10 protein-coding genes and 3 pseudogenes are annotated in these 26,560 nt (G+C 70.3%); all 13 read right to left on the bottom strand.

All coding sequences use genetic code 11. The features are described 5' to 3' along the window. Nucleotides 1-2: 2 nt before the first annotated feature. Nucleotides 3-986 (bottom strand): CU044_5270 family protein, encoded by a 984-nt coding sequence (locus tag ACQP0P_RS25725; protein ID WP_433359042.1) that lies wholly within the window; start codon nt 984-986, stop codon nt 3-5. After that, on the bottom strand, nt 986-1,549 hold the full coding sequence (locus tag ACQP0P_RS25720; RefSeq protein WP_433359041.1) for an RNA polymerase sigma factor: 564 nt from the start codon (nt 1,547-1,549) through the stop codon (nt 986-988). Before ACQP0P_RS25720 ends, ACQP0P_RS25725 begins: the two co-directional genes overlap by 1 nt. Before the next feature lie 563 nt (nt 1,550-2,112). After that, a complete protein-coding gene (locus ACQP0P_RS25715; protein ID WP_326639949.1) occupies nt 2,113-4,572 on the bottom strand; it encodes a hypothetical protein in 2,460 nt (819 codons plus the stop codon). After that, nucleotides 4,569-4,808: a hypothetical protein gene (locus tag ACQP0P_RS25710; protein ID WP_433359040.1), complete on the bottom strand. Its 240-nt coding sequence runs from the start codon at nt 4,806-4,808 to the stop codon at nt 4,569-4,571. Before ACQP0P_RS25710 ends, ACQP0P_RS25715 begins: the two co-directional genes overlap by 4 nt. A gap of 416 nt (nt 4,809-5,224) precedes the next feature. Further along, the gene (locus ACQP0P_RS25705) at nt 5,225-18,163 is read right to left on the bottom strand and encodes a hemopexin repeat-containing protein (RefSeq protein ID WP_433359039.1); all 12,939 of its coding nucleotides are present in this window, start codon (nt 18,161-18,163) and stop codon (nt 5,225-5,227) included. Nucleotides 18,164-18,586: 423 nt separating this feature from the next. Next, a pseudogene (locus ACQP0P_RS25700) lies at nt 18,587-19,866 on the bottom strand (recombinase family protein). Nucleotides 19,867-20,072: 206 nt separating this feature from the next. Then, nucleotides 20,073-20,747, bottom strand: coding sequence for a Tn3 family transposase (locus ACQP0P_RS25695; RefSeq protein WP_433359038.1), 675 nt, complete (start codon nt 20,745-20,747; stop codon nt 20,073-20,075). A gap of 137 nt (nt 20,748-20,884) precedes the next feature. Continuing rightward, entirely contained in the window at nt 20,885-21,508 is a 624-nt protein-coding gene (locus ACQP0P_RS25690; protein WP_433359037.1) for a group II intron maturase-specific domain-containing protein, read from the bottom strand. A 38-nt stretch (nt 21,509-21,546) separates the two neighbouring features. Beyond that, on the bottom strand, nt 21,547-22,758 hold the full coding sequence (gene ltrA, locus ACQP0P_RS25685; RefSeq protein WP_433359036.1) for a group II intron reverse transcriptase/maturase: 1,212 nt from the start codon (nt 22,756-22,758) through the stop codon (nt 21,547-21,549). A gap of 624 nt (nt 22,759-23,382) precedes the next feature. Next, the gene (locus tag ACQP0P_RS25680) at nt 23,383-24,132 is read right to left on the bottom strand and encodes a reverse transcriptase domain-containing protein (protein ID WP_433359035.1); all 750 of its coding nucleotides are present in this window, start codon (nt 24,130-24,132) and stop codon (nt 23,383-23,385) included. A gap of 439 nt (nt 24,133-24,571) precedes the next feature. Further along, nucleotides 24,572-25,321, bottom strand: coding sequence for a Tn3 family transposase (locus ACQP0P_RS25675; protein ID WP_433359034.1), 750 nt, complete (start codon nt 25,319-25,321; stop codon nt 24,572-24,574). A 22-nt stretch (nt 25,322-25,343) separates the two neighbouring features. Then, nucleotides 25,344-26,155: pseudogene (locus ACQP0P_RS25670) on the bottom strand (IS5 family transposase); the annotation flags it as partial. A gap of 19 nt (nt 26,156-26,174) precedes the next feature. Then, a pseudogene (locus tag ACQP0P_RS25665) lies at nt 26,175-26,513 on the bottom strand (DUF4158 domain-containing protein); the annotation flags it as partial. Nucleotides 26,514-26,560 lie beyond the last annotated feature (47 nt).

Genomic DNA, 26,560 nt, shown 5'->3' with positions numbered 1-26,560 from the left:
GATTACGGAACGTCCCCCGCGTCGTCAACGATGCCGACGGACACCTGGGCCACCGAGGTGATCACCTCACCCTCGGGCAACTTGCTGTATGGGGAGGGCGACTTGGCCCCGCCGACGTAGATGCGGCGTGCCCCGAGCAAGACGAAGGTGTTCGGGTCGATGATGACTTCCTGACGGATCCCCTCGTCGTCGTGCGTGTAGATCGCCACGCCCTGTCTGCCCAGCAGATCGCGCACCTTCTCCACGCCGACGTCATCCAGTTGGGAGAGGACGGTGTAGAGAGCGGCTCGCAGGCGAGCCGCCGGAACGCCTTCCTGCAGGATGCTCAGGATCTGAACAGACACCGCCCGCGCTTCGGGCAGAGGGATCGCGCTCGTGTCCTTTTTCAGGCGTTCCAGCAAGGCGGACGGTTCCAGGGGGAGCGAGCGCAGATAGGCGGGGTCGAACCGCAGACGGGGGTCCTCCCCGCCTTGGCGCCGCTCGATCGTCTTGCTGCCTTCGTTCCGCCTGGCCCTCTCCTTGCCGTCCCCCCGCGTCCACATTTCGGCGGTGTACCGCGAGCCTGTCCTGCCTCCTCCAACCGGTGGCACGACGACCTTGGGCATCAGCTTGGGTGAGGTGTAGAAGTCCCGTTTGACGTAGACCCACTGGTCGGCTCGCGGGTATACGTCCGTCTGGCCGGCCGCCGCCGCCGTCGCGTGCTTGGCCAGGGTCTCCGCGTTCGCCACCGGCAGCCATGCCGGGGCGCTGGTGATTCCCTTCCCCCGATCATCCGTACCGAGGCTTTGCACCACCGTGACGCCTGTCATGATCGTGACGCCGAGCACGCCCATGGCGGCCACGCGCAGCACCATACGCCGGACTGGGCGAACCGGTGGCTCCGAAGCCACCGCGGCCAGCATCCGCCGCCGGGCGCGATGCAGATCGTTTGCTTCGCTCTGCCGCACCTCTGACCGCAGGTCGCGGACCATGTCCAGATCGTTCATCAGGCCTCCTCGATCACGTTGGTGGGGTTGCTGCCGCCCAGTGCGCGGGCGATCTTGCGGCGGGCGCGAGACAGCCGGGACCGCACAGTGCCGATGGGCACATTCAGCGCCTGCGCCGTCTCCTCATAGGTGAGGTCACCCCAGGAGATCAGCAGCAGTACATCGCGCTCGCCCTTGCCCAGCTTGGCCAAGGCGGCCGCGAGCGGTCTGCGGGTCTCCGAGGCGGAGACGCGGGCGACCACCCGCTCGTCGAAGGCCACCGCCACGGGGTCCTCCCCGGTTCGGGCGAGCGCCCGGTATCCGCGTATCTCCGCCCTTCGATGGGTACCGATGATGTTCGTGGTGATGCCGTACAGCCATGGCAGGGCCTCCTGGCGATCTAAGGCGTACTTGTGCCGCTTCTCGAACGCCCTGGTGAACGTCTCGGCCACCACGTCCTCCGCCTGGTCGGGACCGAGACGCCGGACGACGTAGCGATGCAGGACGGCGGCATGCCGCTCGAACAGCTCGGCGAAACGCTCCGGCTCGATCAGCGATGCTTCGATGACCGCTGAGTCCTGCATGGGGGCCGACTCTTCCAAGACTGTCGAAACCTTTGCCCGGGCCGGTTCTGATACGTCCGCCTGAAACGGCGCTCGCGCAGCCGCTGGAGGACCTGCCAGGACTGGCTCATCGTGTGGAATGGATGTCACGACGGTACTTATCCGTATTCGGGGGAAAGGTTCCATCCAGGATCTCGTAGTCGGCCCGCCACTCGGGTCGGGGCTTGAGCAGCAATGGAACGGCCAGTCACGTTAAGGAGCTCGGTGGGCGGCTTTTAACGTGACTGGCCGTTCCGATGCGGCAGATGGCTGTGGTCGGTCGGTGGGGTTGTCCTCGGCCGCTGCCTTGAGGGTCTTGTGGACGGTGCCGATGGAGACCTTGACCCCGGCGGCGATGGTCCGGATGGACTCCCCGCGCCGCTGGCGGTCGAGGATCGCGGCGCGTTTGTCGTCGTCGACGACCGGACGGCGCCCGCCGACCTTGCCCTGGCGGCGGGTGACTCAAGGCCGTCCTTGGTCTTCTTGACGATGTCGCGGCACCGGTCCTCAGGCGGTGAGCCGCGCCCACCGCACGAGAACGGGCCTCAGGGCGGGCTCTGCGCGGCGGCACCGGCAGGCCGCGTCGTCTTCTTGCCCGGATGCCCCGCCTTCCAGACCGCGTTGTGCTCCGCATCGCGCATCTGAAGGATGTCATCGACGCTCGGCGGCTCGTCGTTCGCCTTTCTGGCCAGCCTTTCCTTCTTCATCTCGGCCTTGGTCTTCTCCTTCTCCTTCTTCTTCGTCTTTCCGGTCGGGTCGGTCGGCGGAGCCGCAGGCGCCTTCTGCGGCACCGAGTTCTTCAGCCTCCTCACGATGTGGTCGAGCCCGGCGATCGTGGTGTCGACCGCTTCGAGGAAGTCCTTCTGCCATTTCGGGGCCGCGGGGCCGGCCAGGTCGGGGGCGACGTTCCTGAGGGAGGTGGCCGCGGCCTGGAGCACGGCGATGGCCGTGCCGGGATTGTCGAGCTCGTCCTGCTTGAGCGCCATGGCGGCCTCCAGCGATTCCTCATCGAAGTTCACGCCCTTGGACGCGGTGGCCCGCTCTCCCTGGCCGTCGCGGTTGCCCGCGTCCACCGTGGCGTAGGGCAGAAGGTTGCGGAAGCTCAGGTATGCCTCGATCGTGTCCTCGGGGGCCTCGGCCTCCAGCGCCGCCCGGGCGGCCTCGAAGATGTCCGTGAGCTGGTCGGCGCTGAGCTGGTCGTTGGGCAGCAGGGGGGCGAGGTCGGTCATCAGCTCGCCCTTGAGATCCTTGATGACCTGCTTGCGCAGGTGGTCGCCGATCCCGGCCTCCCCCTTCTCCTTGAACCACTGCTCGACGGCGGCGCACTCGGTCACCCACGACGTGGTGTGCGACCCCATGCCGGCGATGCCGACGGGAGCGTCGGGCCTGCCCCCGAATTCGAGCTTGCCGTTGCGGATCGCGACGAGGAGGCCGCCGCCGCCGGCCTCGGCGATCCAGCGCGCGTCCACGGCGTATTCGGGCTCGCCGAGTTCGGTGTGGAACTCCTTGACCTTGTCGAGGAAGGCGTCCAGCATCGCCGGCTCCACGGCGAGCCCCGCCTTATCCAGATGCTCCTTGAGCACGTTGACGGCCGAATCCGCCGCGCTGCCACCGAGGAAGCCGGCCTTGGACGCCGCGCCGGGATAGCTGCGGACCACGATCGACTGGAAGTCGTGCAGCAGGTGCGCGAGCATCCGGGCGGGGTCCTCCCGCGTGCGGTCGGGATCCTCCCGCAGGCGGCGGGACTCCTCCGCCATGTCGTCGCCCGTGCTCTTGATGCCGTCCTTGAACGCGCGCAGCTCGTCGGAGAGACCGGGCGTCACTTCGCCCATGATGCCGCGCAGTTTCTTCGTGAGCCCGGTGACCTGGACCCGCATCTGCCACAGCTCGGGGGCACCGCTGCGATCCGGCACCTGTGCCACGGCGCGACCCTCGATCTTGTCCAGCACTCTCGCCAGATCTTGGAGGGAACCGATCGCCACCACCTCCGGCCCGTTCGGCACCCCTGTCGCCCCCTGCCCTGTCCGGGCGGGCAGCGTGATCTTCACCCCTCCGTCGGGGAACGTGAAGTCCTTTTTCTTCGTTCGCCTCGAAGTCTTTCCGTCCGGCCCCTTCACTCCGTCCTCGACGAGGAGGACGTCGACCAGATCCCCCAGACCATCGCCCATGGTCTTCAGGGCGTCCAGCTTCTCCGCCGTCTTCTTCGCCCGCTCCGGTGCGACGACGTGCTCCAGGTCGGCCGCACGCACCGCCGCCTCCAGCGAGAACAGCTTCCAGATCTCAGCGCGGAGCACGAAATCGGGACTCTGCGTTCCCAGCGTGACCAGGGAATCCCGCCAGTTGCGGTGCCTTCCGTGGCCGGGATTCTGGGCCTCGACCTCGTCCAGGTTCTCCTCGCTGGCGAATTCCGCGTCCAGCACCGCGGCGCGGGCCTCCCCTTCGCCCGATCCGATCGATCCCCGGTCGCTGCCGGCGCGGACGGTGGCGAACGGCAGGAAGTTCACGTAGGCGAGGTGGTGCCCGACCGCGTCGGCGAGGAGCTTCGCCGCCGCGGCCTGCGCAGCGGACTGGGCCGCGGGGTCGTTCGGCGGCGCTTGCCCGAGGTGCTGCTTCGCTTCTCCGACCAGCCGCTTGACCGTGGCGGCGTAGTGCCCCAGGGCCTTCTCGCGCTTGTCCTGGTCCTCCGGGGCGAGGGTGTCGAACAGCTTGCTGCCTTCTGAGGTGTCGCTGTTCATCCACTCCTGCACGGCGTCCTGCATGGCCGAGAGTTTCTGCAACGCGTCGGGGAGGGATCTGCCGTACAGGGAGGCGTGCACGGAGTCCACCACACTCGCCCACGAACTGGTGTGATCGCCCATAGGGCCGCCGAAGGGCGACGGCGTCCGGGCGCGGCCGAAACGGATGCCCTTGATCACTCCGTCGCCGAGCTTGACGCGCGGAACGAGTTTCACCCTCCGCATGGGCGACAGCCCCGGGTCCTCCTGGATCACGATCCTGCGCTTCACGGGAGCCCCCGCCCCGGCCCCCGTACCCCCGCCACCACCTCTCCCGCCGCCGCCACCCGCGCCCCCGGCACCCGCCCCCGCAGCGCCGCCAGCCCCCGCAGCGCCGCCAGTGCCCGCAGCACTGGCGGCATTTGCCGTGCCCCCAGCACCCGCAGCGACCGCCGCACCCGCAGTACCTGCGGCGCCCACAGCGCCTGCGGCAACCCCGGTACCTGCGGCACCTGTGCCCGCCGCATCCGAACCGCCCGCGGCGCCTGTGACCGTGCGACCCGCGAGCGTGCCGTTCGCCGGGGGCCGGGAACCGGCGGCGGGGAGCGTCGGTTTCGAGGCGAGCTGCGGGATCTTCCGTTGCATGGGGCCGCTCGTCGTCCCGCCGGCCTGTGCCGGGGTGTTCTGCCGCGACGCCGGCGATCCGGACTGGCTTGCGCCGCCGAAGGAACCAAAGGAGGACGTGGAGCTGAGTCGCGGCTTCTTGGCGCTGCTTCCGGTGCTGCCGCCCGTGTCGGACTCGTCGCCGGAGTCCGTGCCGGACGAGGAGCCGTCGACGTCCATGGGCGAGCCCGCCCGTGCGGAGGTCCTGTCGCCGTCGGAGGACTTCTTCCTCTTCTTCTTGCGCTGCGCGGAGGTCTTGTCGTTGGCCATGGTCGCCTTCCTAGGGGAGCGCGCGGTAGAGGAGGATGAGGGAGAAGCCGGCGAGTCCGGCGGGGTCGCCGGAGGCGGTCAGCCGCCAGGGGCGGTTGTCCGCGTTGAGTCCCGGCGTCTGCACCAGACGGCCGGCGGCGAGGGCGAGCGCCGGGTCGCCGTGCAGCAGGAACCTCGCCTCGGTGTCCGGTGCCGCGTACTGGGCGACGATCCCGGTGACCTGCCGCCCCGAGATGCCGGGGAAGAGGTTCTGGGTGATCGGCAGGAGCAGTTCGCCGCCGTCCCCTAGGAAGGCCTCCCACTCCTCGGGAAAGCGGCTCTCCACGTCGAGGAGGATCGCCGCCGGGTAGGGCTTGAGCATGCCGCGCACAGCCGTGGCGAAGGTCTCGCCGCCGTCGCGCGCGGTGTACCGGACGGTGACGGCCACGTCGACGAGCCCGGCGGGGACGCGCCGTGCTTCCAGCCGCCACCGCGAGACCGCGCCGGTCCCCTCGAACGGCAGCAGCCGCTGGTCGTCGTAGCGCAGGTCGAACACGCCGCTGTCCTCGCCGTCCTGGACCTCCGACAGGGCGATGCGCTGCCCGGGCAGCCAGTCGCCGCGCACGCTCTCCGGCGGCGGCCCCTTCGGGTCGAGGAGGAAGCGGACGGCCTTGGGGTCGGCCGCGAGCACCGTCTTGTTGTCGATCTGGGTGAGGGTCGCGTTGACGGGAACGGGGCCTTCGGCGGTCAGGAAGGCGACGCTGACGGACTTGATCCGCCGCTGGTAGTGGCCGGGGAAGTCGCGGTCGAAAAGGGTCTCGGTGAGCGCGAACTCGCAGCGTCCGGTGTCGCGCAGCGCGAGCAGGGCGGGCGCGTCGAGGCCGAGCAGCGACACCCGCTTGGTGATCTCCATCCCGCGCGCGTCGGTCTCGTAGTAGGCCTGGCCGAGCCGGTCGAGGTCGAGGGCGAGCTGGTCGGCGGCGAGCAGGCCCTTGCGGCGCGAGTCCCAATACGCAGCCCGGATCAGGCCGGGGGACGCACCGCGCTCGCTCTCGTAGGAGCGTTCGGCGGCGCGGGCCATGTCGTGGGCGAGTTTGTAGGTCTGGAAGTACAGGCCCGAGACCTGCCCGACCATCCAGCCGTACAGCTGGGGGCCGGCGAACTTGGCGGTGAGGAAGTCGGTGACGGCGGCGTGCTGGGCCGCTTCCCGGTCGTGGATCTCCAGCTCGCGGCGGGCGATGGCGAGCTGGAGGTCGGCGGTGGTGATCTGGTGGCCGACCTGGACGACGTCGGAGCGGCTGGTGTCGAGCTGGAACCGCCAGTCCTCCACCTGGCTGTCGAACTCGGCCCGGAGGCCGAGGACCTCGCCGATCATGCTGAAGCCCTCGCCGAAGCTCGCGGACACCTCGCCCGCGGCTTCGAGGGCCTTGCTGAGCTGGAGGCCGCCGGTCTCGGCGCCGACGATGAACGGGCCGAGCTTGGCCTGCGGGACGGCCGCGGCGATGCCGGAGCCGATCTTCAGGCCGGCCGAGACGAACTGGCCTATGGCGCCGAGGGACATCATCGCGATCTGCGCCTGCTGGAGCGGCGACATGCCGTCGTTGATGAGCTTCTGGTAGTGCGCGACCCGCGCTTCGGCGGCGGTCCTGGCGTCGCGGGCCTCGGCGACGCCCTCTTCGGCGATCTTGACCTGGAGTTCCCTGATCTTGCGGGTGAGGCCGATGATCTCGCCCTGCTGCCGCTGCTGGAGCAGGGCCAGTTCCTCGGAGTCGCGCCGGTCGACCGCCTCCAGCAGGTCGGTGCCGAGCTGCCGGAGCCGGTCGGTCAGCTCGCGGGCCCGCTGGAGCACGAAGTCGAACCGGTGCACGGGCACCGGCACGGCCGCCGCCGCCATCGCCGCGTCGAGCCCTCCGCCCTCGGCCGCGCCGCGCACGAGCGCCATGACGTCGAGGGGCGGGTCGAACAGCGGGAGCGGCCGGGCGACGCCGAGGATGTCGAGCGACGCCCGGATCTTGGTGAGCCGGTCCTCGACGCGGGTCCAGTACTCCTGGAACAGCTCATTGCCCGGCACGCAGAAGTAGGGGTTGGCGATGCCGGCGTGGACGGCGCCGGAGTCCTTGAGCAGGGCGCCGTCGGCGGTGAGGTGGCCGGTCTCGCCGGGTCCGTCGCCTTCGGTGAGGGCGTAGGGGGCGGCGGGCGGCAACGCGGCGGGGCCGAGCGTGACGGGGCGGGGCCCGAGCAGGTCGTAGGCGTAGACGTACAGCATCCGCGCCTCGTCGACCGTCTCGGCGGTGTACTGCCGGAACAGCATGTCGCCCCAGTCGAGGAGGTTGTCGATGTAGGCCATGACGACGGCGCGCCGGTAGGCCTCCGGGCGGAGCGCCGCGATGGTGTGCGGGTCGAACGGGTCGTCGAGGTAGGCCTGGATGAGAGCTCGGCGGTCGCCCATGAGGTCGTACTGGCGGCGCAGCCGCGCGATCATCTCGATGCGCTCGCCGAGCGCGGCGGTGCGGGCGTCGGGCGTCAGGGCGGCCAGGGCCGCCCTGACCTGGTCGAGGCCCGTCCCGCCGAGGTCGGCCAGGTACGCCAGCTCGGCGCCGGTGAGGTCGCGGGCGCGCCGGAACGCGGGGGTGAGCGCCGACAGCGCGGTGAGGACGGGGTTCAGCCGGGTCTCCATCCCGGGCGACGCCAGCTCGGCCAGGTCCTGGCGGGTGCGGGCGACGAGCGCGTCCACGTCGGCGGCGAGGAACGGTAGGAACCGCCAGTAGCGGGCGATCCGGGTCGGGTCGAAGACGTACTCGTACCAGCGGCGGGCGTCCTCGAAGCGCTGCCCGCCGTTCAGGGTCTGCGCGATGAGCAGCGGCGCGTGGAAGAAGATCTCCCAGTAGTACGGGCCGTTGGCGCTGTCGAAGTCGAGGTGGGAGCTGACGGGCGCGTGGGGCGCGATCCGCGGCTTGATCCGGATGGTCGAGGCGTTCGACGCCGTGGTGCTGAAGGCGGGCAGCTCGTCGAGCTCCTGCGTGGCGGGGTCGAGCAGGGCGGGGACGCCGCCGGTGAGCAGCCTCCGGTTCAATTCGGCCGCGGTGCTGGAGGTGAGCCGGATGAGCTGGGTCGGCAGGGAGGCGACCTCGAACGGGCGCGGGACGGCGTCGGCGTAGGGGTGGGCGGCGTATCCCTGGCCGAGGAACAGGTACAGGTGGGTGTCGCCCTCCAGCAGCCCGGTGAAGTCGCCGGGGAATCCCGCGGGCAGGCCGCGCCAGTTGCCCCGGTAGGGCAGGAAGGCCAGCGGGGTCGAGGGCTCCCAGCCCTTGGGGATCGGCGCGTAGCCGGCGGGGCCGAACGCGAACCGCTGGTCGCCGCGCGACAGCACGCCGCGGATCTGCTGGGCGGTCGGCTTCGGGTAGCCGTCGTCGGCGAAGTCCGGGACCGTCCCGTCGGCCGCCAGGGTGAACCTGACGAACTCGCGCGGCCCGACGAGGTACAGCTTCCCGTCGGCGAGGTACGCGGCGGTGACCTCGCCCGTCCGCCCGAACTCGGTCGTGGCGCGGCCGAGCCCGCGGGTGTCGCGCAGCCCTTGGGAGCTGCCGCCGCCGCTCTGCTTGAAGACGGCGTTGGCGTTGTCGAACGCCAGGGTGGCGCGGCCCGCGTGCACGACCGGTCCGGGCGGGCGCTGCTCCGGGACGCCGTCGGTGTTGCCGGCCAGCGCCTTGGGCGGGTGCTCGGCGGCGAGGTCGGACCGCAGCTTGACGTACCTGTCGCCGAAGACGGCGTAGGCCTTGCCATCGGCCACGTGGAAGCGGTCCACGGCGGCGCCCGCGGGAACCCGCCATTCGGCGGCGGCCGACCGGGCGTTGGCCAGGTCGTCGCCGGTGACGAAGCCGACGGCCTTGGCGTAGAACAGTTCGGTGCCGCCCGGCAGGGTGACCGCGGCGTCGATCGCCTGCCACTGCGGCAGGCGCTCGGTGTTGCCGGCGAGCTTCTTGGGGTAGCCGGTCTCCAGCGGGCCGAGGACCGACGGACCCGAGATCACCGGGTAGCGGTAGTACTCGTCCCCGCTGAACAGGTAGGTGTGCGTGCGGAAGAACCCGGCGTCCACGGCCCCCGTGCGCAGGATGCGGGTGGACACCGCGCCGAACCTGTCCCCGGTGGGCTGGCGGGTCTGCCGCGACGTCACCTTGTCCGGCGGCACGGCGACGTGGATGCCGGTCGCGGACTCGAAGAAGTACAGGGTGCCATCGGGCAGGCGGACCGCGGCGTCCACGCGGTCCCAGGTGGTCGGCAGCCTGTCGGCGTTACCCTTGAACGGCTGGACCGGCGCCGGGTCCGCAGGGGCCGCGACGGGGCGGCACAGGAAGCTGCCGCCCTTGTGGTCGACGCTGAACCAGGGGCCGTCCTCGCTGTCGGCGGGCGCGTTGAACCGCACGACCCGGTCCGGGGTGATGGGCGTCTCGGCAGGTTCGGCGAACAGCGCGGACAGGTCGGCCGCGCGGGGCGGCGGCGTGACCGTCGCGGCGGGCAGCGCGTACAGCTCCGGGGTGAGCGTGAACGCCGCGGAGTGGGCGGTCGAGCCGACGGTGTAGGAGCACTGCACGATGATCGAGTCGTGCTCGCTGACGCCGGGGACCTTGCGGGAAGCCTGCACGTACAGGCTGACGTCGGTGATCTGGCCTTCCCGCTCGGCGTCGGAGGCGAGCACCTGGGGTGCGACCCAGGCGCCGTCGAGGTTGCGGAAGGAGTAGCGGATCTTGACCTGGTAGCGCGGCGGCGGCCCGCTCACCTTCTGATCCGAGCCCGACGATTTGGCGGTGACGGTGACCTTGGACGGGTCGGCCGGCGGGACGGGCTCGACCGTCGACCAGAACACGAAGATCCTGCCGAAGGCGTGCACCGGGTCCACCCGGTCGGCGGCGATCTGGACGTCCACCTTCTCCCAGGCGTCCCAGGCGGCCGAGAGCCTGCCGCCGTCGCGGAACTCGGCGGTGCGGTGGTAGTAGCGGCGCGGGTCGGTGCGGGTCCTGCCGAACAGGACGAGCCTGCGCACCTCGGCCGCGGTCCCCTCGGGCCGGTACACGTAGCCGCCCGCGATGGTCAGGCGGGAGACCTCGGTGTACTCGTCGAGGTAGCGCTTGTAGGAGGCCTGGACGGCCTTCTCCGTGATGTCGCCCTGCAGGAGGTCGTCCTGGAGCGCGGAGAACGCGGGGGTCTTGCGGTCGCGCAGCTCGGGCCGCAGGTAGTTCTCCGGGTAGAGGAAGACCTTCCGGTTGGCCTCCCAGGTGCGGTAGCTGCGCATCCACCCCCACCAGGTGCGCAGCCTGGCGCGGACGGCCTCGGGATCGACGCCGGCGGGCAGGGTGACCTTCTCCAGGCCGAGGAGGTACCTCTGGAGGTAGAGCTGGGTCGCGGCGATCGCCTCGCGGACGCGGGACGTGGTGCCCTGCCCGCCCATCTCCACGTCGATCAGGTACCGCTCGTACAGGTCGCGGGCGTTCCCGTGCAGAGGGGTCAGCCGGGCGACGAGCGCGTCGCGCTTGCGGACGTTCAGCCTGTCGCGCATGGCGGCGGAGATCTTCGGCCACTCCTGCGGCGACGCCCTCCGCTCGATCGCGGCGCGCACGGCGGCCGCCGCCCCGTCGAGGTCGGGCGCGGGCCCGAACATCTTCGCCCACACGCCGTACAGCTCGGGGACCCCGATGCCGGTCTTGGCCGAGGCTCCGAAGGCGTCTGCGAGGGTGAGCAGAAACTCGATCTCGAACAGGTGCTCCTCGCTGGTGCCGGGCCGCAGCAGGCCCATGTTCCGCCGGGCCCAGCGCACCTCCTCCAGCGGCCAGCCGAACGCGGAGGCGAGGTAGGCGTACGGGTCCTCGGCGCCGTCGAGGAAGAACGCGGCGAGGCCATCGCGGCCCCGGCAGAGCGCGGCGAAGCAGACGATGGTGTGCAGGTCGCTCAGCCGGTGGTCGGCGGTGCCGGACCACCGGTGCCGGAACTGCTGCGGGAAGGTCCGGTCGACCTGGTGGTACGGGCCAGAGTAGCGCAGGTACCGGTCTCCCTTGAGCAGGTAGGTGCGGCCGTCGAGGGTGAACGCGCCGTCGGGGCCGTCCTCGAAGTCCTGCGGGGCGTCGCCCCAGTCGTCGCGGACGGTCCGGGGGTAGCCGGCCTCGGGGTGGTCGAGGGTTCCGGTGGCCGGGTAGCGGACGTACTGGCCGCCGCTGAACGCGTAGAGCTCTCCCGAAGGGGCGGTGAACGCGGCGTCCAGCGGGCCGGTGTCGAAGGAGTTGCGGACCTTGCCCCAGCGGCCCGCCACGGGGCCGGCGGTCCCGGCGGCGAAGAACTCGCGCCCGCGGAACAGCCGGACGACGCCGTCGGCGCCGCGGAACGCCGCGTCGACGCCGTCCTGGAACGCGGACGGCAGCGCGGCCAGGCTCAGGTCGCCGGGAAGGTCGGCAAGGGCGCGCGGGTAGCCGTCGTCGACGAACGTGCGGTCTGCGCCGGAGTAGCGGACGTACTGGTCCCCGGAGAACAGGTAGATCCGCCGGTCGGCGACGAGCGCGGCGTCCACCTTGCCGGTCGCCGCGAGGTTGTTGCGGAGGGCGCCGAGCCGGCCGGTGCCGAACGTGGCGGCGAGCTCGCTCGACGCGGTGTGGCAGACGCCGCCGACGAGGACGTGGACGGTCCTGTCGTTGCCGACGACCGCGTCCAGCGGCCGGTCCAGGGCGTCCTCGAAGGTCTCCGGAAGGCGCGCGAACGGCTCCTCGCGGCGGAGGTTGCCCGCGATCGGCTTGGGGTAGCCGGGGTCGACGTGCCGGTAGACGCGGCCGGTGTAGCGGACGTAGCGGTCGCCGGAGAACAGGTAGGTGCGGTCGCCGCGCCACACGAAGGCCGCATCGACGGTCGCGCCGGGCGCCAGGAACGGGTTCGGCGAGCGGCCCCACTGGTCGCGGACCTTGACCCGCGGGCCGAACGCCTCGTTCTGGAACGGCGCGCAGGTGTCGGCGAAGAAGAACCAGACGGCGCCGTCGGCGGTCCGCAGCGCCGACCTGAGGCCGTCGGGGGCGTCGAGGCCCGCGCCGAAGCCGGGGTACAGCCGCTCGATCGGGCGGACCGCCGACCAGGCCCCGGTCCGGTCGCTGTAGGTGGCGCACCGCTTGCCGGCGAGCAGGACCAGCGCCGTGTCCTCCACCAGGACGGCGTCGGGGAAGGGCAGCGGCGAACCGGGGAAGGCCGCGGCCGCCTCGATCGTCACCGGGTAGCCCGGGTCCGGCGCGGCGCACGACTCGTCGGAGTAAACGACGTGGCGGACCCTGCCGGCGGCGTCCGGCTTGCCGTAGAGGTGCGTCTTGCCGCGGTGCACGTAGGCCAGCGCGACGCCCTCCAGTCCGGCCCAGCGGTCGGCGATCGGCTTCGGGTCGCCCTCGGCGAGCGCCGCGCCCGGCGCGTGCGTGACGTACTGGTCGCCGCTGAACAGGTGGATCCTGCCGTCGCGGGCGACGAACGCCGCGTCGACCTCACCGGTCTCGCGCAGGAGGTCCCTGGGCCTGCCCCACTCTTCGGCGATCGGGTAGTCGCGGCCGACCTGGGTGTTGAAGCACGACGGCCCGCGGAACAGGTAGGTGACGCCGTCCGCGCCGGTGAGGACGGCGTCCAGGCCGCTGGTGAAGCGCGCCGGGACGGTCCGCAGGGCGCGCGGCCGGAACGGGGCCGCCGCGACCGTCCTGCCCTCCAGCGCCGACAGCCGCCGCCATCCGTCGGCGGTCTCGACGACGAGCGAGCCGTCCTCGACGTAGGCGCAGCGCACCCCGCCGACCGGCAGGTCGGTGTAGCGGCGGTGGCCCGCGGTGGACACCGCGTGGCACTCGCCGCCCCGGAACAGGTAGGCGGTGCGCCGGTCGGCGAACGCCGCGTCCACCCCGTCGAGCGTGACGGGCAGCGCGGCGAGGCCGGGCTCGCCGGACAGCTCCGCGATCCGGCGCGGGTAGCCGGGGTCGACGACGGTGAGCGCGGCGCCGGTGTAGCGCACGTACTGGTCGCCGGAGAACAGGTAGGTGCGGGTGCGCACGACCTCGACGCCGTCCACCTGTTCGGGGACGTCCAGGACGAACGCGGCGTCCACCCGGCCCGTGCGGGCGAGGGTGTGCGCGACGCGGCCCCACCGGCCCGCGTTCTGCGCCGGGTAGCCGTCGTCGACCTGGGTGCGGTCGGCGGTGGAGTAGCGGACGTGGCGGTCGCCGGAGAACACGTAGGTGCGGCCATCGGCGCCGACGAACGCCGCGTCGACGCGCGCGAAGGGCAGGCTGTCCCACCGCTCGCGCAGCGCCATCGGCTCCGACCACCACCGGTGCCGGGCGTCGAACCAGACGAACCTGTCGCCTGAGAAGAGGTAGGTGCGCTCGTCGCGGCCGGTGAACACGGCGTCGACAGGGCCGAGCCGCATGCCCTCCGGCATGTTCCACCAGTTGTCGGCCAGTGGTTTGGGGAAGCCGGGGTCGGGGGTGCGGTAGTCGCGCGCGGAGTAGCGGACGTAGAACGCCGCGCCGTCTCCCCGCGCCTTCAGCCGGAGTCCTTCGCGGACGACGGTCAGCGCGACCCCCTCCCCGGTGGTGAGCTCCCAGCGCGGCGCGCTCCCGCGCAGCGCGGTGACGGTGAGGCCGTGCTCGGCGAACAGGGCGCGCAGCGCGGGGGTGAGCCGTCCGGCGTCCAGGTCGGGCTGGTGGTCGGCGGGGATCTCGCGGACCAGGCCGCCGGTGCCGAACAGGTACGTTCTGCCGTCCATGACGAACGAGGCGTCCACACGGGTGAGCCCGCCCCAGTCGTCGGCGATCCGGCGGGGGAAGCCGGAGTCGACCGTGGTGTAGTCGGCGGTGGAGTACCGCAGGTAGATGTCGCCGCTGAAGAGGTAGGTGCGCCCGTCGAGCCCGGCGAAGCCGGCGTCCACCTGGCCTGCGGTCAGCGCGGGGGACAGCGCGCCCCAGCGTTCCGCCGTCACGGCCGTGGTCGCGCGGGCGCCGTCGAGCGCGACGGTCCGGCCCGCCTTGAACAGGTGCAGCACGCCCGACGGGTCGGTGAAGGCCGCCTCGACGCCGCCCTCGAACTGCGGCGGCAGGTCGCGCAGGCGGCGCGGCACGCCCTCGTCGGCGAGGACGCCGGCGTTCTCGATGCTGTCGGAGTACCGCAGCATCTCCCCGCCGGACAGCACGTGGACGGCCGACGCCGTCGTGTAGGCGGCGTCGACGGACTTGAGGTCGGCGAAACGGGTCTCCACCCGTCCCCACACCTCGGCGGCGGGCCGCTCCCCCGCCGTCGTGATCCAGCGGTCCCCGGCGAAGACGTGCACAACGCCGTCGAGGTCCTGGAAGCAGGCGTCCACCGCCTCGCGCACGCGCGGGGCGGGCAGGCCCTCGCGGGAGCGCCACTCGGCGACGTCGCGCGGGTACCCCTCGTCCACGGTGTCGTAGCCCGCGGAGTAGCGGACGTACTGGTCACCGGCGAACAGGTAGACGCGGCCGTCGTTGTCGGTGAACGCGCCGTCGATCCGGACCGGGTCGGCGAACGCGTTCTTGACCTTCCCCCACCTCTGTGCCCGCGGCGCCCACCGGGTGCCGCCCTTCTCCCTGGTGAAGGCCAGCGCGGCGCCCTTGGCGTCGCGTCCGACGAGCCAGGAGGTGCCGTCGGGACGCACGAACGCGGCGTCCACCGCGGCCAGGGCCGAGAGCCGGGGCGACAGGTCGGTGAGCGGACGGCGCGCCGGGCTCGTGCGGGCGCGGGTGGCGGCGGAGTACGTCCAGTAACCGCCGTCGTCGCCGAAGAGCAGGATCACGCCGTCGCCCGCGTCGAGCAGCGCCTGGATGCGGGCGACGCCCGGCGGCAGGGTCAGCGGCTCGGGGTACTTGCCGGTGAGGTCCTGGTCGGCGAAGACCGCACGGATCTCGGCGGCGCGCAGCCCGAGTTTGGCGGCCAGCAGCGCGAATCTGCGGATCCGCCGGTGGGCCAGGACAACGCGCGGATCGGTGGGCGTCCCGTCGGTGTCCAGGGCGGGCCGGGCGAACAAGGCCTGCGCCTCCCGCGCGCTCCCCGCGACGCACTCCACCACGGCCCTGGTCGCGGCCGCGTCCAGACCCAGGACGTCGGACAGGCAGGCGTGCAGGGCCTGGTCCTGCTTGCCGGCCAGTTCGGCGACCCGGTCGGTCGCCTCGGTGACGGCGGCCGTCAGCGCCGTCGCGGTGTCGTGCAGGACGAAGAAGACTTCGCGGGCGAAGTCCACCATGTCGGGGAGGGTGAAGTCGAGGGAGTTGTCGGCGTTGGCGAAGTAGGCGAGTCGGTCCCGCGCCACGGCGTGGCGCTCGGTCAGGTGCCCGGCGGTCACGAGGCGGTCCAGGAGCCGGTCGGCGTGGAGATCGGTGAGCCCGAGGGCGGTGAACGCGCTCCGGGAGACCCGGTAGGGCGCCTCCTGCGCGGCGATCGCCGCCATCGCGTCGAACACGGCGCTCTCGTCCGCGCCGGTGAACCCCGAGCCGAGGTCCACGGCGCCGCCGGGCTCGGCGAACTCGCCCGGGTCGGCGATCTGCCCCTCGTCCAGCCAGGCGTCGTCGAGCGCACGGTGGACGCGGTGTGCCGCGAGGTCGTCGGCGAGGTCGGCGAAGTCCTCGGCCGTGAAGGTCGTCAGCCCGGCATGGAACTCCGCGACCTGGCCGCGCAGCGCCGCCAGGACGGCCGGGCGCAGGGCGGCGAACTCGGCGGCCAGGCCGAAGTCGGCGGGCGCGGCGCGCAGCAGCGCCTCCTTGTCGGTGTAGCGCCGCTCGGCGTCGAGGTGGCCGTTGAAGCGGAGGCTGTCGACCAGCCTGCCGAACTGCGCGTCGGTGAGGCGGAGCCCCGCCAGGACTGACGAGTCGAGGGTGAGAGGGGAGGTGCGGAACTCCGCGAGGCGCTCGCGAAGCAGCTCCGCGACCGGCGCGGCCGCGTCGGCGAGGGGGACGTTCACCGACAGGTCCCCGGCGTTGTCGGGGTCGCGGAAGAAGTCGGGGTCGAGCACCGTGCCGTCCTCGCCGAGATGGCGGCGGTAGACGAGGTTGTCGTACAGTTCCCGGCGCTCCTGCGGGCTCAGGCCCGGCAGGCGCTCCAAGTGGGAGGGGTGGAGTTCCGCGGGGCCGTCCACCTCGTCCGCGATGATCTCGAACAGGGCGTCCCGGTGGCCGGTGAAGTCGCCGGCGAGGTCCGGCTCCCGCTCGGGCGGCGCGGCGAGCCCTCCGTCGGCGCCCAGCACGCCGCGCAGGACCAGATTGCGGAAGATCTTCGCCTGGAGCCGGTCGCCCAGGCCGAGCCCGGTGAGGTCAGAGGGGAAGACGACGCCGAGGTCGGTGACCGCCTCGTAGGCGGCCTTCTCGGCCTTCTCCCGGTGGACCTCCAGCAGCCCGCTGCCGACGGCGGCCACGACCCCGTCGGGGAAGGCGGCGAGCACGTCGTGGATCACCCGGGCCGCCCTGGGGCCGAACCTGTCCGACCGCAGCGCGTCGGGGCCGAGCGCGACGGGGTCGAGGGCGTCGCGGAGCCTGGCGAACAGTGCGGCGAGGCCGTGCGGATCCCCGGTGGCGGGGTCGGGCCGGCCGCCGAGGATGCCGGCGAGCTCCGCGCCGTCGAATCCCGCGGCGCGCATCCACGTGATCACCGCGAACAGGGTCTGGGCCAGCCACAGCGCCTGCTCCGGTGCGCCGCCCTCCAGCACCTTGTGGAAGTCGCGCGTCTCCGGAGCGGGCCCGCCCAGCACCGCGAACGTGCTGTAGCGCTGGACGGAGGGGTCGCCTTCCAACGCCACGAGCACGTCGCAGAGCTCGTCGGGGCCGACGCCGAGCACCGCCGCGAGCAGGCCCGCCCGGCGCAGCAAGGAGATCTCGGCGAGGCCGACCTGCCCGCGGTCGAACGGGCTCGGCTCCCGGTCGGCGTAGCGCTCCCGGTACCGCAGGACGAGCCGGACGATGTCCGGCTCCGCCACCCCGATCAGCCGGGCCAGCCGGAACCGGTAGTCGCGGTTGGCGGGGGTGAGGATGTCGCCCGAGCACGTCTCGACCGTCACTTTGGGATCCGGCTTCCACGGCACGATGAGTCCGCACACCTCCGGGACCGTCTGCCCGTGGACCTTGCCGAGCCGGACGACGGCGGCCACCGCGCGCAGGGCGGGAGGATCGAGGCGACCCTGCGCGCACGACGTCAGGACGAGGTCGAGGTGGGTCAGCGTCAGTCCGGTCTTGCGGGCGAGGCGGACCAGCCGGTGCGCCCGGTCCAGCCAGGCCGGGGGAAGGTCGGCGCCGGACGGCGGGACGAGCGAGGTCTCGCCGGTGTTGAGCGTGACGCGCCCTTCCGGAACGGCCTGCCCGGCCATCGCGACGAGTTCGCGGAGTTCGGCGTCGGTGAGGCCGGTGGCCTCGGCGAACCGGCGGGTGTCGCGCAGGGCCGCGAGGGTCTCGCCCGCCGCGAGGCCGTACCGCTGGCCGAGCGCCGCGGCCTGGACGTCGGACCCGGTGATCACCGCGACGTCCTCCGGAGTGAGGCCCAGGTACTCGCGCGCGGCGACGTCGTGATCCACCTGGGCGGCGAAGAGCCGGTACAGCTCCTCCGGTGTCGCCTTCAGCTGTTCGAGGCAGACCCGCAGCCGTTCGGACTTCAGCGAGAACGGCAGCCCGAACGGGTGCGCCGCCTTGCGGAGCGTCTCGTACGGCTGGTCCCCGACGAGCCGCTCCAGCACCTCGTTGACGATGTCGAGGTAGGCGGTCTCGGTGAACGTGTTCTCCTTGTCGAGCACGATCCGGGTCAGATCGGGCCGCCGGTCGAGCAGCTCCGGGCGCCCGAACGTCCCCTCCAGCAGACCCAGGAGCTCCACGAAGTAAGCGGCGGGCGACCACACGGAACGCGCGTCATCGCGTTCGGGAAAGCGCAGTTCGCCGAACAGGCTCGTGTAGTCGGGCGACGATTCTTGACTCACCATGTGCGCATCTCCAAGCCCGCCGAGGCGGCCGGGGCCGCCGAGAGAAACAAGCGCCTCATGATCTCGGAGCCGGGGAACACCGCCTACTTACCTTTTGGACACACCGACCATGCGCCTTTCTCACCTAGCGCAAATCCGGGTAGCGGCCAAATCGCCCGATCACCGCCGAACCCATTGCTCCGGTGCGTTCTCTCCGCGGCTTCTCCACTGGTCGGACCCCCCGTTCTCCCGGCAGTGCAGGCGAGTTCACCGCACCGCACCGCACAAAAGCGACGGAGTGGAAGGGCGGCGCACACAGAATTCGTTCGTGTGGGCTCGACGCCGCCGCCGAGCGCGTCGCGGCGCGTTCCACCGTTTCCCTCCACGCGTCATGCCGACCCGGCCAGGTCATTTTCTGTTCCGTCCGAGACGGCACTTTCTCGGTCAAGAAGAAAACTCGCTGACCGGATCCGGAAAACCGCTCGCAGAGGACGGGCCACCCCGCTCGGCCGGTCGCGAGCGGAGTCGGCACCTGGCCCGGCCCGCGGCTCCGGGCCCTGCCGCCGCGCCCCGGCCCGGCGGGGAGTTCTCCCCGCGTTTCCCCGCACCTTGCCAAGCCCCGCGGCCGAGCCGCACCGGTACGCCGGTGCGGGTAGGGGTGTGTGGTGGGGCCGGCTGCTTCTTCGTCCTTCCGGCTCTGTACAGCGGGGGCCTGGGTCGTTTCCCGGGCGGGTCCGGCCCGGGCCTCCCGGCCGAGCGGGGGCGGGCCGGGCCGGATGTGTGAGCATGCGTGGCCCGGCCCGCCCCTTCGGCATCCCGGGACAGGCTGGAAGGCGGCCCCCGGGCTCCTCCCGCCGTGAGGAAGGAGAGCATGGCCTGCCGCGGGCCCGTCAGGGGAGTGCGCGGCAGTGCCCGCACGCTAGCGCCGCCGCCCTGGCGGGGCGCGCATGCCGCTCCGCGTCTTGATCGTCCTTTGACCCGGCACAGCCCCCGCCAAGCAAACGGCCCGGGTAGGTAGGGCGGGTGCGGGTCTTCGTCCGACAGGACCCCGCAGGAGAGGGGCCCGGGCCACAAGGCGCCTGCCCGGGCCCGGCCCGCGAGGAGGATCGGAACGGCCAGTAGCGATAAGCCGAGGACCGCGGTATCGGTTCGGTGACGAGCCGCGGGGCAGGTCGTCTGGTCGAGCGGTCGGGCTTCGGCGATCGTCTTGTGGACGACGCCGATGGAGACCTTCACTCCGGCGGCGATGGTGCGGATGGATTCGCCGCGGCGGTGGCGGTCGAGGATGGCGGCGCGTTTGTCGTCGTCGACGACGGGGCGGCGCCCGCCGAGCTCGCCCTGGCGGCGGGCGGCCTCCAGGCCGTTGAGGGTCTTCTTGACGATGTCGCGGCGCCGGTCCTCGGCCAGCGCGAGGGCCAGGTCGAGGATGAAGGAGCGCTCGGTGTGCTCTCCGGCCCCGATGCCCTCCAGGACCTTCACGCCGATGCCCTGCTGGAACAGGTCGTTGAGGACGATGAGCCCTTCCAGGAGGTTGCGGCCGAGCCGGTCGACCTCCTGGACCGCGAGCAGGTCCCTTCGCGAATGTAGGACAGGGCGGCCAAGAGGTCGGGCCGGTCGGCGGTGGCGAGCTTGCCGCTGGTCTTCTCCTCGAAGACCTTCCAGCAGATCGGGCCGAGGGCGTCGTGCTGCCGCTGGGTCTTCTGCTTGTCGGTACTGACCCACACCAGGCCGATGAGCGCCACGGGACCGCCCTCCGTTCATCAAACGTCTCGCGAGATGAATCCGAACGGCAGCAGGGCGCAAGGTGAAGATGAACGGAAAAATGAACACCGGAACCGGACACGCCGCACCGGGCCCCGGCGAGGAGGGGTTTCCCGGTCGTGTTCGTCAAACGGTCGTTAGATGAACGACCAGTGATGCTGGCCGTGGGCTACTGAAGGTTGTCCGATGCCGGGATCCATCGCGCCCGTATCTGCTGGGCGGCGTCCAAGGCGGCCTGTCCGACCACCTGGCCGGACTCGTCGTCGGTGTCCAGCGCGACGTAGATCGCGGCTTCGACGGTCTTCCGTTCCTCCTTGAGTTGCCGCCGGGTGATCCCGTGGTACCGCTCCAGCTCCTGGTAGATCCGGCGGGTCTGGCGCATCAGGTCCTCGTAGGTCGCTGGTGCTGAGTCCGGGGTATCCGTCATGGCTCTCACGTTGCCACCCTCTGCTTCACCGCGCTGGTCAGATCTCGTCGTCTTCGGAGGCGTCGGGGTCGCGCAGGTCGCGGATGGCGCCGGGGCCAGGTCGGGCAGGGCGAAGGTGTAGGTGCCGTGGACGCCGAGGTGGGAGTGGACGAACGGCGAGAGCCGGGCCATGTCCTCCTCCCGCACCGGGTAGCCCTGGACTTTGAGCTGGCGGACGGCGGCGTCTAGGTAGACGGTCGTCCACAGAGTCGCGCAGTTCAAAACCAGGCCGAGGGCTCCGAGTTGGTTCTCCAGGCCGCGTTCGTACCGGTGGTGCAGCTCGCCCTTCTTGCCGTGGCAGATCTTGCGGGCGAGGGAGTGGCGGTTCTCCTGGAGGTTGCGGATGTGCTTGATGTCGCGGCGGTAGGTCTCGTCCACGTCGATGTAGGCGAGGATGGTCGGGTCGGACTGGGACGCGGTGTCAACCTCTCGGCTGATCCGTTTCCCCGGCCCGCCCGCCGCACCCGACGTGCCAGTCTCTCGGCATCGGGCGCTCCACGTGCCTTTCCCGCTGGTCAGCCACCGATCGCGGCAGCTGCCGGCCTCGGAGTCCACGGGGTCGGGATGGTGCTCCCGCGATAGCGGTAGCGGGTCACCTTGACGCTGGATGCGCCGGTGAACTCGACCCCGTTATGGGCGATCGTCCAGGTCCCCGGTCGGCAGAACCGGCGGCGCAGTTCACTCCAACTGAGCCGGGAGTGCTTGTGGTGAATCCACTTGGCGAGGCGATGCCATGCCTGCTGATCCACCGCGTGGAACACCTGTTTCGACACTCCGTATCTGAAGTAGTTCGCCCAGCCCCGCATCATCCTGTTAAGGCTGGTCAACAGCTTGTCCAGGTCCAGATGCAGGGTTGACCTGTTCACTTTCCCTCTCACCTTGTCCTTGATCGACTGAATCGCCTTCTTGGACGGCTTGGTGTAGATGAAGTACTTCTGTGTTCCTCTCTTCCGCTGCCTGCGGATGGTGAAGCCGAGGAAGTCGAAGCCCTCGTCGATGTGAACGACACGGGTTTTCTCCGGCGACAGGCGCAGCCCCAACGGGGCCAGCACACCTGCCACCTCCTCGCGCAGCGCCTCGGCCTGGCGTCGTTCACCCGACACCATCAGGACGAGGTGAGTAGCCGGAGGGAATTTCACCCTCCGGCTCTCTCAGAACCGGACGTGAACCTCTCGACTCATCCGGCTCCCATTGCCCAGCCGTCGGGACGTGCGCCGAGCCGCCAGTGCGCGAACAGCCGTGGAGATCGCCGGGCGATCTCGGCCAGCCATGCCATCGCCTGCCGTTCTCGGCGTTTGAGCCGTTTGTACTTCCGGCCGGCCCACCGCACCAAGTGGTTGTTGAGCCGCCGGAGGAAGTAGAGCAACCGAGACTTGTAGAAGCGCCCGTAATAGTTGATCCACCCCTGCACGATGCTGTTGAACATCAGAGCAAGGTCGTCCAGAGACTTGTCACTGCGCCGGGCCATGTGCCAAGAGCGGATCTCAGCGCCCATCGCCTTCATCGCCTCGGTGCTGACCGCGGGCAAGAACGACACGAAGTGCTTGCCGTACTTGTTCTTGGCCAGCCTGGGCCCGAACTCATACCCCAGGAACGTGAACCGGGTGTGCTCAGCCGAGCCTTTGCGGTCCGCGTCCTTGCAGTAGACGATGCGTGTCTTATCCGGATGTAACTCCAGACCGACCCGCGCCAGGCGATCAGAGATCGCGTCCCGCACGAAGCGGGCCTGGCGTTCGCTGCCGCAGTGCACCACCACGTCATCGCAGTACCGCTCGAACGCGATGGCCGGGAACTCCCGGACCATCCAGGCATCGAACGCGTAATGCATGAACAGGTTGGCGAGCAACGGTGAGATCGCCGAACCCTGTGGGGTCCCGCGATCCCGGGAGACCAGCGTGCCGTCCCGCCGCTGCAGCGGGGCTTTCAGCCACCGCTCCACATACAGCAGGATCCACCTCTGGTCCGGTGAGATGTGGTGGGCGACCGCCTTGAGCATGAGGTCCCAGGACACGGTGTCGAAGAACGCCCGGATGTCCAGATCGATCACCCAGTTCGCACGCCAGCACCGCTGGCGACACGTTCCGACCGCATCCAGCGCGGATTTGCCCGGCCGATAGCCGTAGGAGTCCGGATGGAAGATCGGCTCGACCTTCGGCTCCAGATACATCCTGACCACGGTTTGGGCGACCCGGTCGGCGATGGTCGGCACGCCTAGGACCCGAACCCCTTTTCCTCCCGCTTTGGGGATCTCCACCGCTTTCACCGGCGGCGGGAAATACGAACCCGAGGAGAGCCGATTCCAGATCTTGTAGAGATTCCGGTCCCGGTCCTGCTCGAACTCCCCGATCGACTGCTCGTCGACGCCCGCCGCCCCTTTGTTGGCCTTCACTCTCTGAAACGCTTCCCAGACCTTCCATTTATCGATCCGAAACGGCCTGTCCTGCTGCTTTGGCTCACTCACCTGGCTCCTCCCGGTCCTGCCGGTTGACCACCAAGCGAACCCGGGCAACCCGGCCCCTTCGCTCCGCCCGCGTTACCGGGCATCTTCGCTACTACGAGCCGGTCCGTCCCTGCGCCCCGCACCGGTACTCGGCCCCTTGCAGTTTCCGCTGCTTGGGGTGCTCCCTTCGGCCGAGCGCTCCAACACGCGCCCGACACCGCCAGGGCGGCAGGTTCCCACGTTCCATGCCGGTGCCTGAACCGAGCTCGCGCCACCTTTACGCCGGACACCATCTGGCCAATAAGCAGGCACCCGCCAGATTCGTCCCGGGGCAACAACTGGACCCCGGTTTCGATGTCGTCGATACGCTTTCGACGTTTCATCAGTGGTTCACTCACGTTCGCCTTCTCGGTTCATACCTGACGCCTCTTACGACGCCTTTTCCGCAACGCTCACCACCACGGCTTTTAACCGCAGCAGCTTGCGGTGGTTTGGAACCTCCCCCTGCAGGGCGATTCCGGAGGGCCTACCTCCATCACCGGAACAGCACCGCTTCCGAAAGTCAGCGATCTTCTACATCGCAACCTCCATCAGCGTTCGTGGCGCACAATCGTCCGCGTAGCGGACTATCCTCCAGTTGCCCAGACCTTTTCTCTTGCGCGTGCGCCGCCGCTTGTCGGTGCTCATCATCTCCCGCCATTGCCGGTCGAAATATTCATCCAGCGCCGACAGGGCGATGTTGGCCAGCAGCGGGGAGAGGATCCCGCCCTGGGGTGTTCCAGCCAAGGTGTCTTCCGCTTCGCCGAAGGCCGTCATGACCCCGGACTTGAGGAACGCCCTCACCAGCGCACACACCCGCTTGTCCTTGATCCGGCCCCGAACTCGGCTCATCAGCGCCGTGTGATCGATCTCGTCGAAACACGCCGTGATGTCCGCCTCCAGCACCCATTGATAGTTCCGGGGGTTGGATGCGAGGAAATGGATCTCGGAAATGGCGTCGTGTGCTCGCCGGTTGGGACGAAACCCATACGACGACGGCAGAAAGTCCGCTTCGTAGATGGGTTCGAGCACCGCCTTGAGGCTGGCCTGGACGACGCGGTCGGCGGCCGTGGGGATTCCCAGCTTGCGGAGCTTGCCGCTTGACTTGGGGATCATCACCTGCCGCACTTCGACCGGTTCGAACTCGCCCGACTTCAACGCGTTTCGAATGCCGTCCAGGAACACCTCCACCCCGATCCGGGTCTCGATATAGGTCGCCGTGACCCTGTCGATCCCCGGCGTCTTCGCCCCGGCATTGGATGCGACACGCTCCCACGCGTGCACCAGAAACGCCGGGTCATAGACGAGGTTGAACAGGTCGCCGAAGCGGCGGGAGGAGTCCTCTCCCGCCCAGCGATGTAACTTGATCGGCAGATGGGGAACGTACGCGGACGGTTCCCACGTTCACTGCTGTTCGGTTGTGGGGTTAGGCACCCGGCTCTGCCCCTGCGGCCTCGCCACGGCTACGCCGTAGTCCTTCACCGTGGCCTCCCAGCCCAGACATGCAATATCCGGCCAGAAGTTCTCCGCCCTTCCGAGCGGATGCGCACCGCCACCCAGCCCATATCCGCCGGATTGGAGCTGGTTCAAATTGAAGAGGCTTAACGACACCGGTTCCTCGCGTATACCTTCCCCTCTCGTTCACCGGGCCCGGCCCATCCGGCAGTCCTGGACCGACCCGACTTTGTCGAGGCTGCTCCCACCCTCCCCGGCGACCCCCGGATCAGGCTGCCTCCAACTTTCGCCTCGCCGCTACGACGGCAAAGCGACGGCGGTCTTTCACCTCCGTCCGAACAGAACAGCGCTTCGTGGCGCACTGCAACGTCTTGAAGATGCGGCCGTAGTGGGCGAAGGCATTGCCCAGGCTGGTCAGCCGGCCACCGGCGGTCATCATCTTGATCAGGTCGTAGGCGCGGACCCGGTTGGTGGCCAGCGATCCGGCCACCCGCATCATGTCGTCCCACTCGGCGACGATCGCGGGCAGCGACACGCGCCGCAGCGACAGCGCGTTGAAGGCGCCCCAGCCGTTGCTGGCGCGATGATCGCGGGTGATGTCGCCCTCCAGCATCGCGGTGTCGATCCACCACAGCTGGGTGTCGGTGATGTCGGCGTGGCGGGGCGCGAACTGGTAGCCGCAGATGGCGAACATGCCGTAGACGATGTCGCTGTAGCTGCCCTGGTCGGTGGTGATGATGTCGGGGTGTTCGGTGGCGTCCAGGCGGTGGATGGCATCCAGGATGTACATCGAGTCCCGCATGGTGCCGGGCACGAGAAGGCCGCCCAGCCCCATCATCTTGTCCGAGACGGTGTTCAGCCACGTGGTGCCGCGTGGCCTCTTGCCCACCCCGAAATACAAGGGTGAGGGGCGTGCGTACAGGGAGCGGACCGGGACCACGAACCGCAGCCCGTCGGTGGAGGCGACCAGGCCGCCGCCCCAGTCGGCGGTGATGCCGATTTTGGCCTGGGAGTCCACTAGGGCCTGTGTGATGTTGTGATCAATCAGTCGTCGGCAGGAGGTCGTCGATCCAGATCATCGAGGCGCGCAGATGGAGGCCGGCGAGATAGCTCCCGGGCGTCTTGTCGTAACGGGTGGCAATACCCCGCCAGGCCTTCAGCTTGTTGATCAGGCGCTCGACAGTGTTCCGCTCCTTATAAAGATCAGCGTCGTGGCTGACGGGCCGGCCGCCCCTGCTGCCCTTCTTCTTCCGGTTGGCGGCCTGGTCCTTCTTTTCCGGGATGACCGCCTTGATGTGGCGTTTCCGCAGGTAGGCGCGATTGGCGCGGGACGAGTAGGCCTTGTCGCCGGCGACCGCGTCGGGCCGGGTGCGGGGACGGCCGACGGGCAGGCGGACCCGCACCTTCTTGAGCACGGCGATGAACTGCGGGCTGTCGGCGGCCTGTCCCGCGGTCAAGACGATCGACAGCGGGCGGCACTTGCGGTCAGCGGCGAGGTGGACCTTGCTGGTCTGTCCGCCCCTCGATCGTCCGAGCAGGGCAGCTTTCAACCGAAGTTTGCGCCGACGCCGAATGCGTCGTCGTTCTTCCCGCTCGGGGTCGTTTCCGTCGTCCTGGCCGCCCCCTTTTCCCGGGCCTGCTCTTGCTGTCGCGCGGCTTCCTCCAGGGCGTCCAGGACCTCCTTGTCGATGTGCATCCCGGCGGCGTCGTGGTGGGCGCGGGCTGTCGTGGAATCCACGCTGACCAGGGACAAGTCCGTCTCTTCCTGGCGGGCGGCCTCGGCGATCAGGCCTTCCAGCAGGGCGGTGAAGACATCGGCGTCTCGCCAGACCCGGAAGCGGCCGTAGATCGCGCGTCTTGGCGACCCGGGAAGCGATGAACGCCGTGATCTCTTCCTCCGCCTCGGAGAAATCCCGAAACTCCAGCAGATCCCGGATCTCCCGCGCGTGCTCACACTGTGTCGGCACCCGCTCGGCGTACTGCTTGATGCACGACGGGTCCTCCACCCTCACCTGCTCAGCGGCGTAGTCGACTACTACCTGCGGCACATCGAGGGGGTCCTCCAGGAACGTCCCCAGCATGCGGACCGTCCCCCACTGCACCGCCCAGCCGAGGCGGTTGTGGCGTCGGCGCTTCGTCCGTGCGATCTCCAGCGCGGCCTCGTCCAGGAAGAAGAACCGCTCCAGCTCCTCCGGCGTGGGATCCGCCACGAACGCCCCGTACCGGCGGGTCTGCCCTTCCGACAGATACCCAAAGG

This window comes from Streptosporangium sp. CA-115845, assembly GCF_050943795.1.
Lineage (GTDB): Bacteria > Actinomycetota > Actinomycetes > Streptosporangiales > Streptosporangiaceae > Streptosporangium.
Note: the sequence above shows the minus strand (reverse complement) of the source record. Positions and strands in the feature narration are given on the sequence as shown.

Coding starts and splice junctions, on each gene's coding strand:
- ACQP0P_RS25705 (WP_433359039.1), bottom strand. CDS start 18,163: ATGGTGAGTCAAGAATCGTCGCCCGACTACACGAGCCTGTTCGGCGAA.
- ACQP0P_RS25725 (WP_433359042.1), bottom strand. CDS start 986: ATGAACGATCTGGACATGGTCCGCGACCTGCGGTCAGAGGTGCGGCAG.
- ACQP0P_RS25710 (WP_433359040.1), bottom strand. CDS start 4,808: ATGCGGCGGGCACAGGTGCCGCAGGTACCGGGGTTGCCGCAGGCGCTG.
- ACQP0P_RS25720 (WP_433359041.1), bottom strand. CDS start 1,549: ATGCAGGACTCAGCGGTCATCGAAGCATCGCTGATCGAGCCGGAGCGT.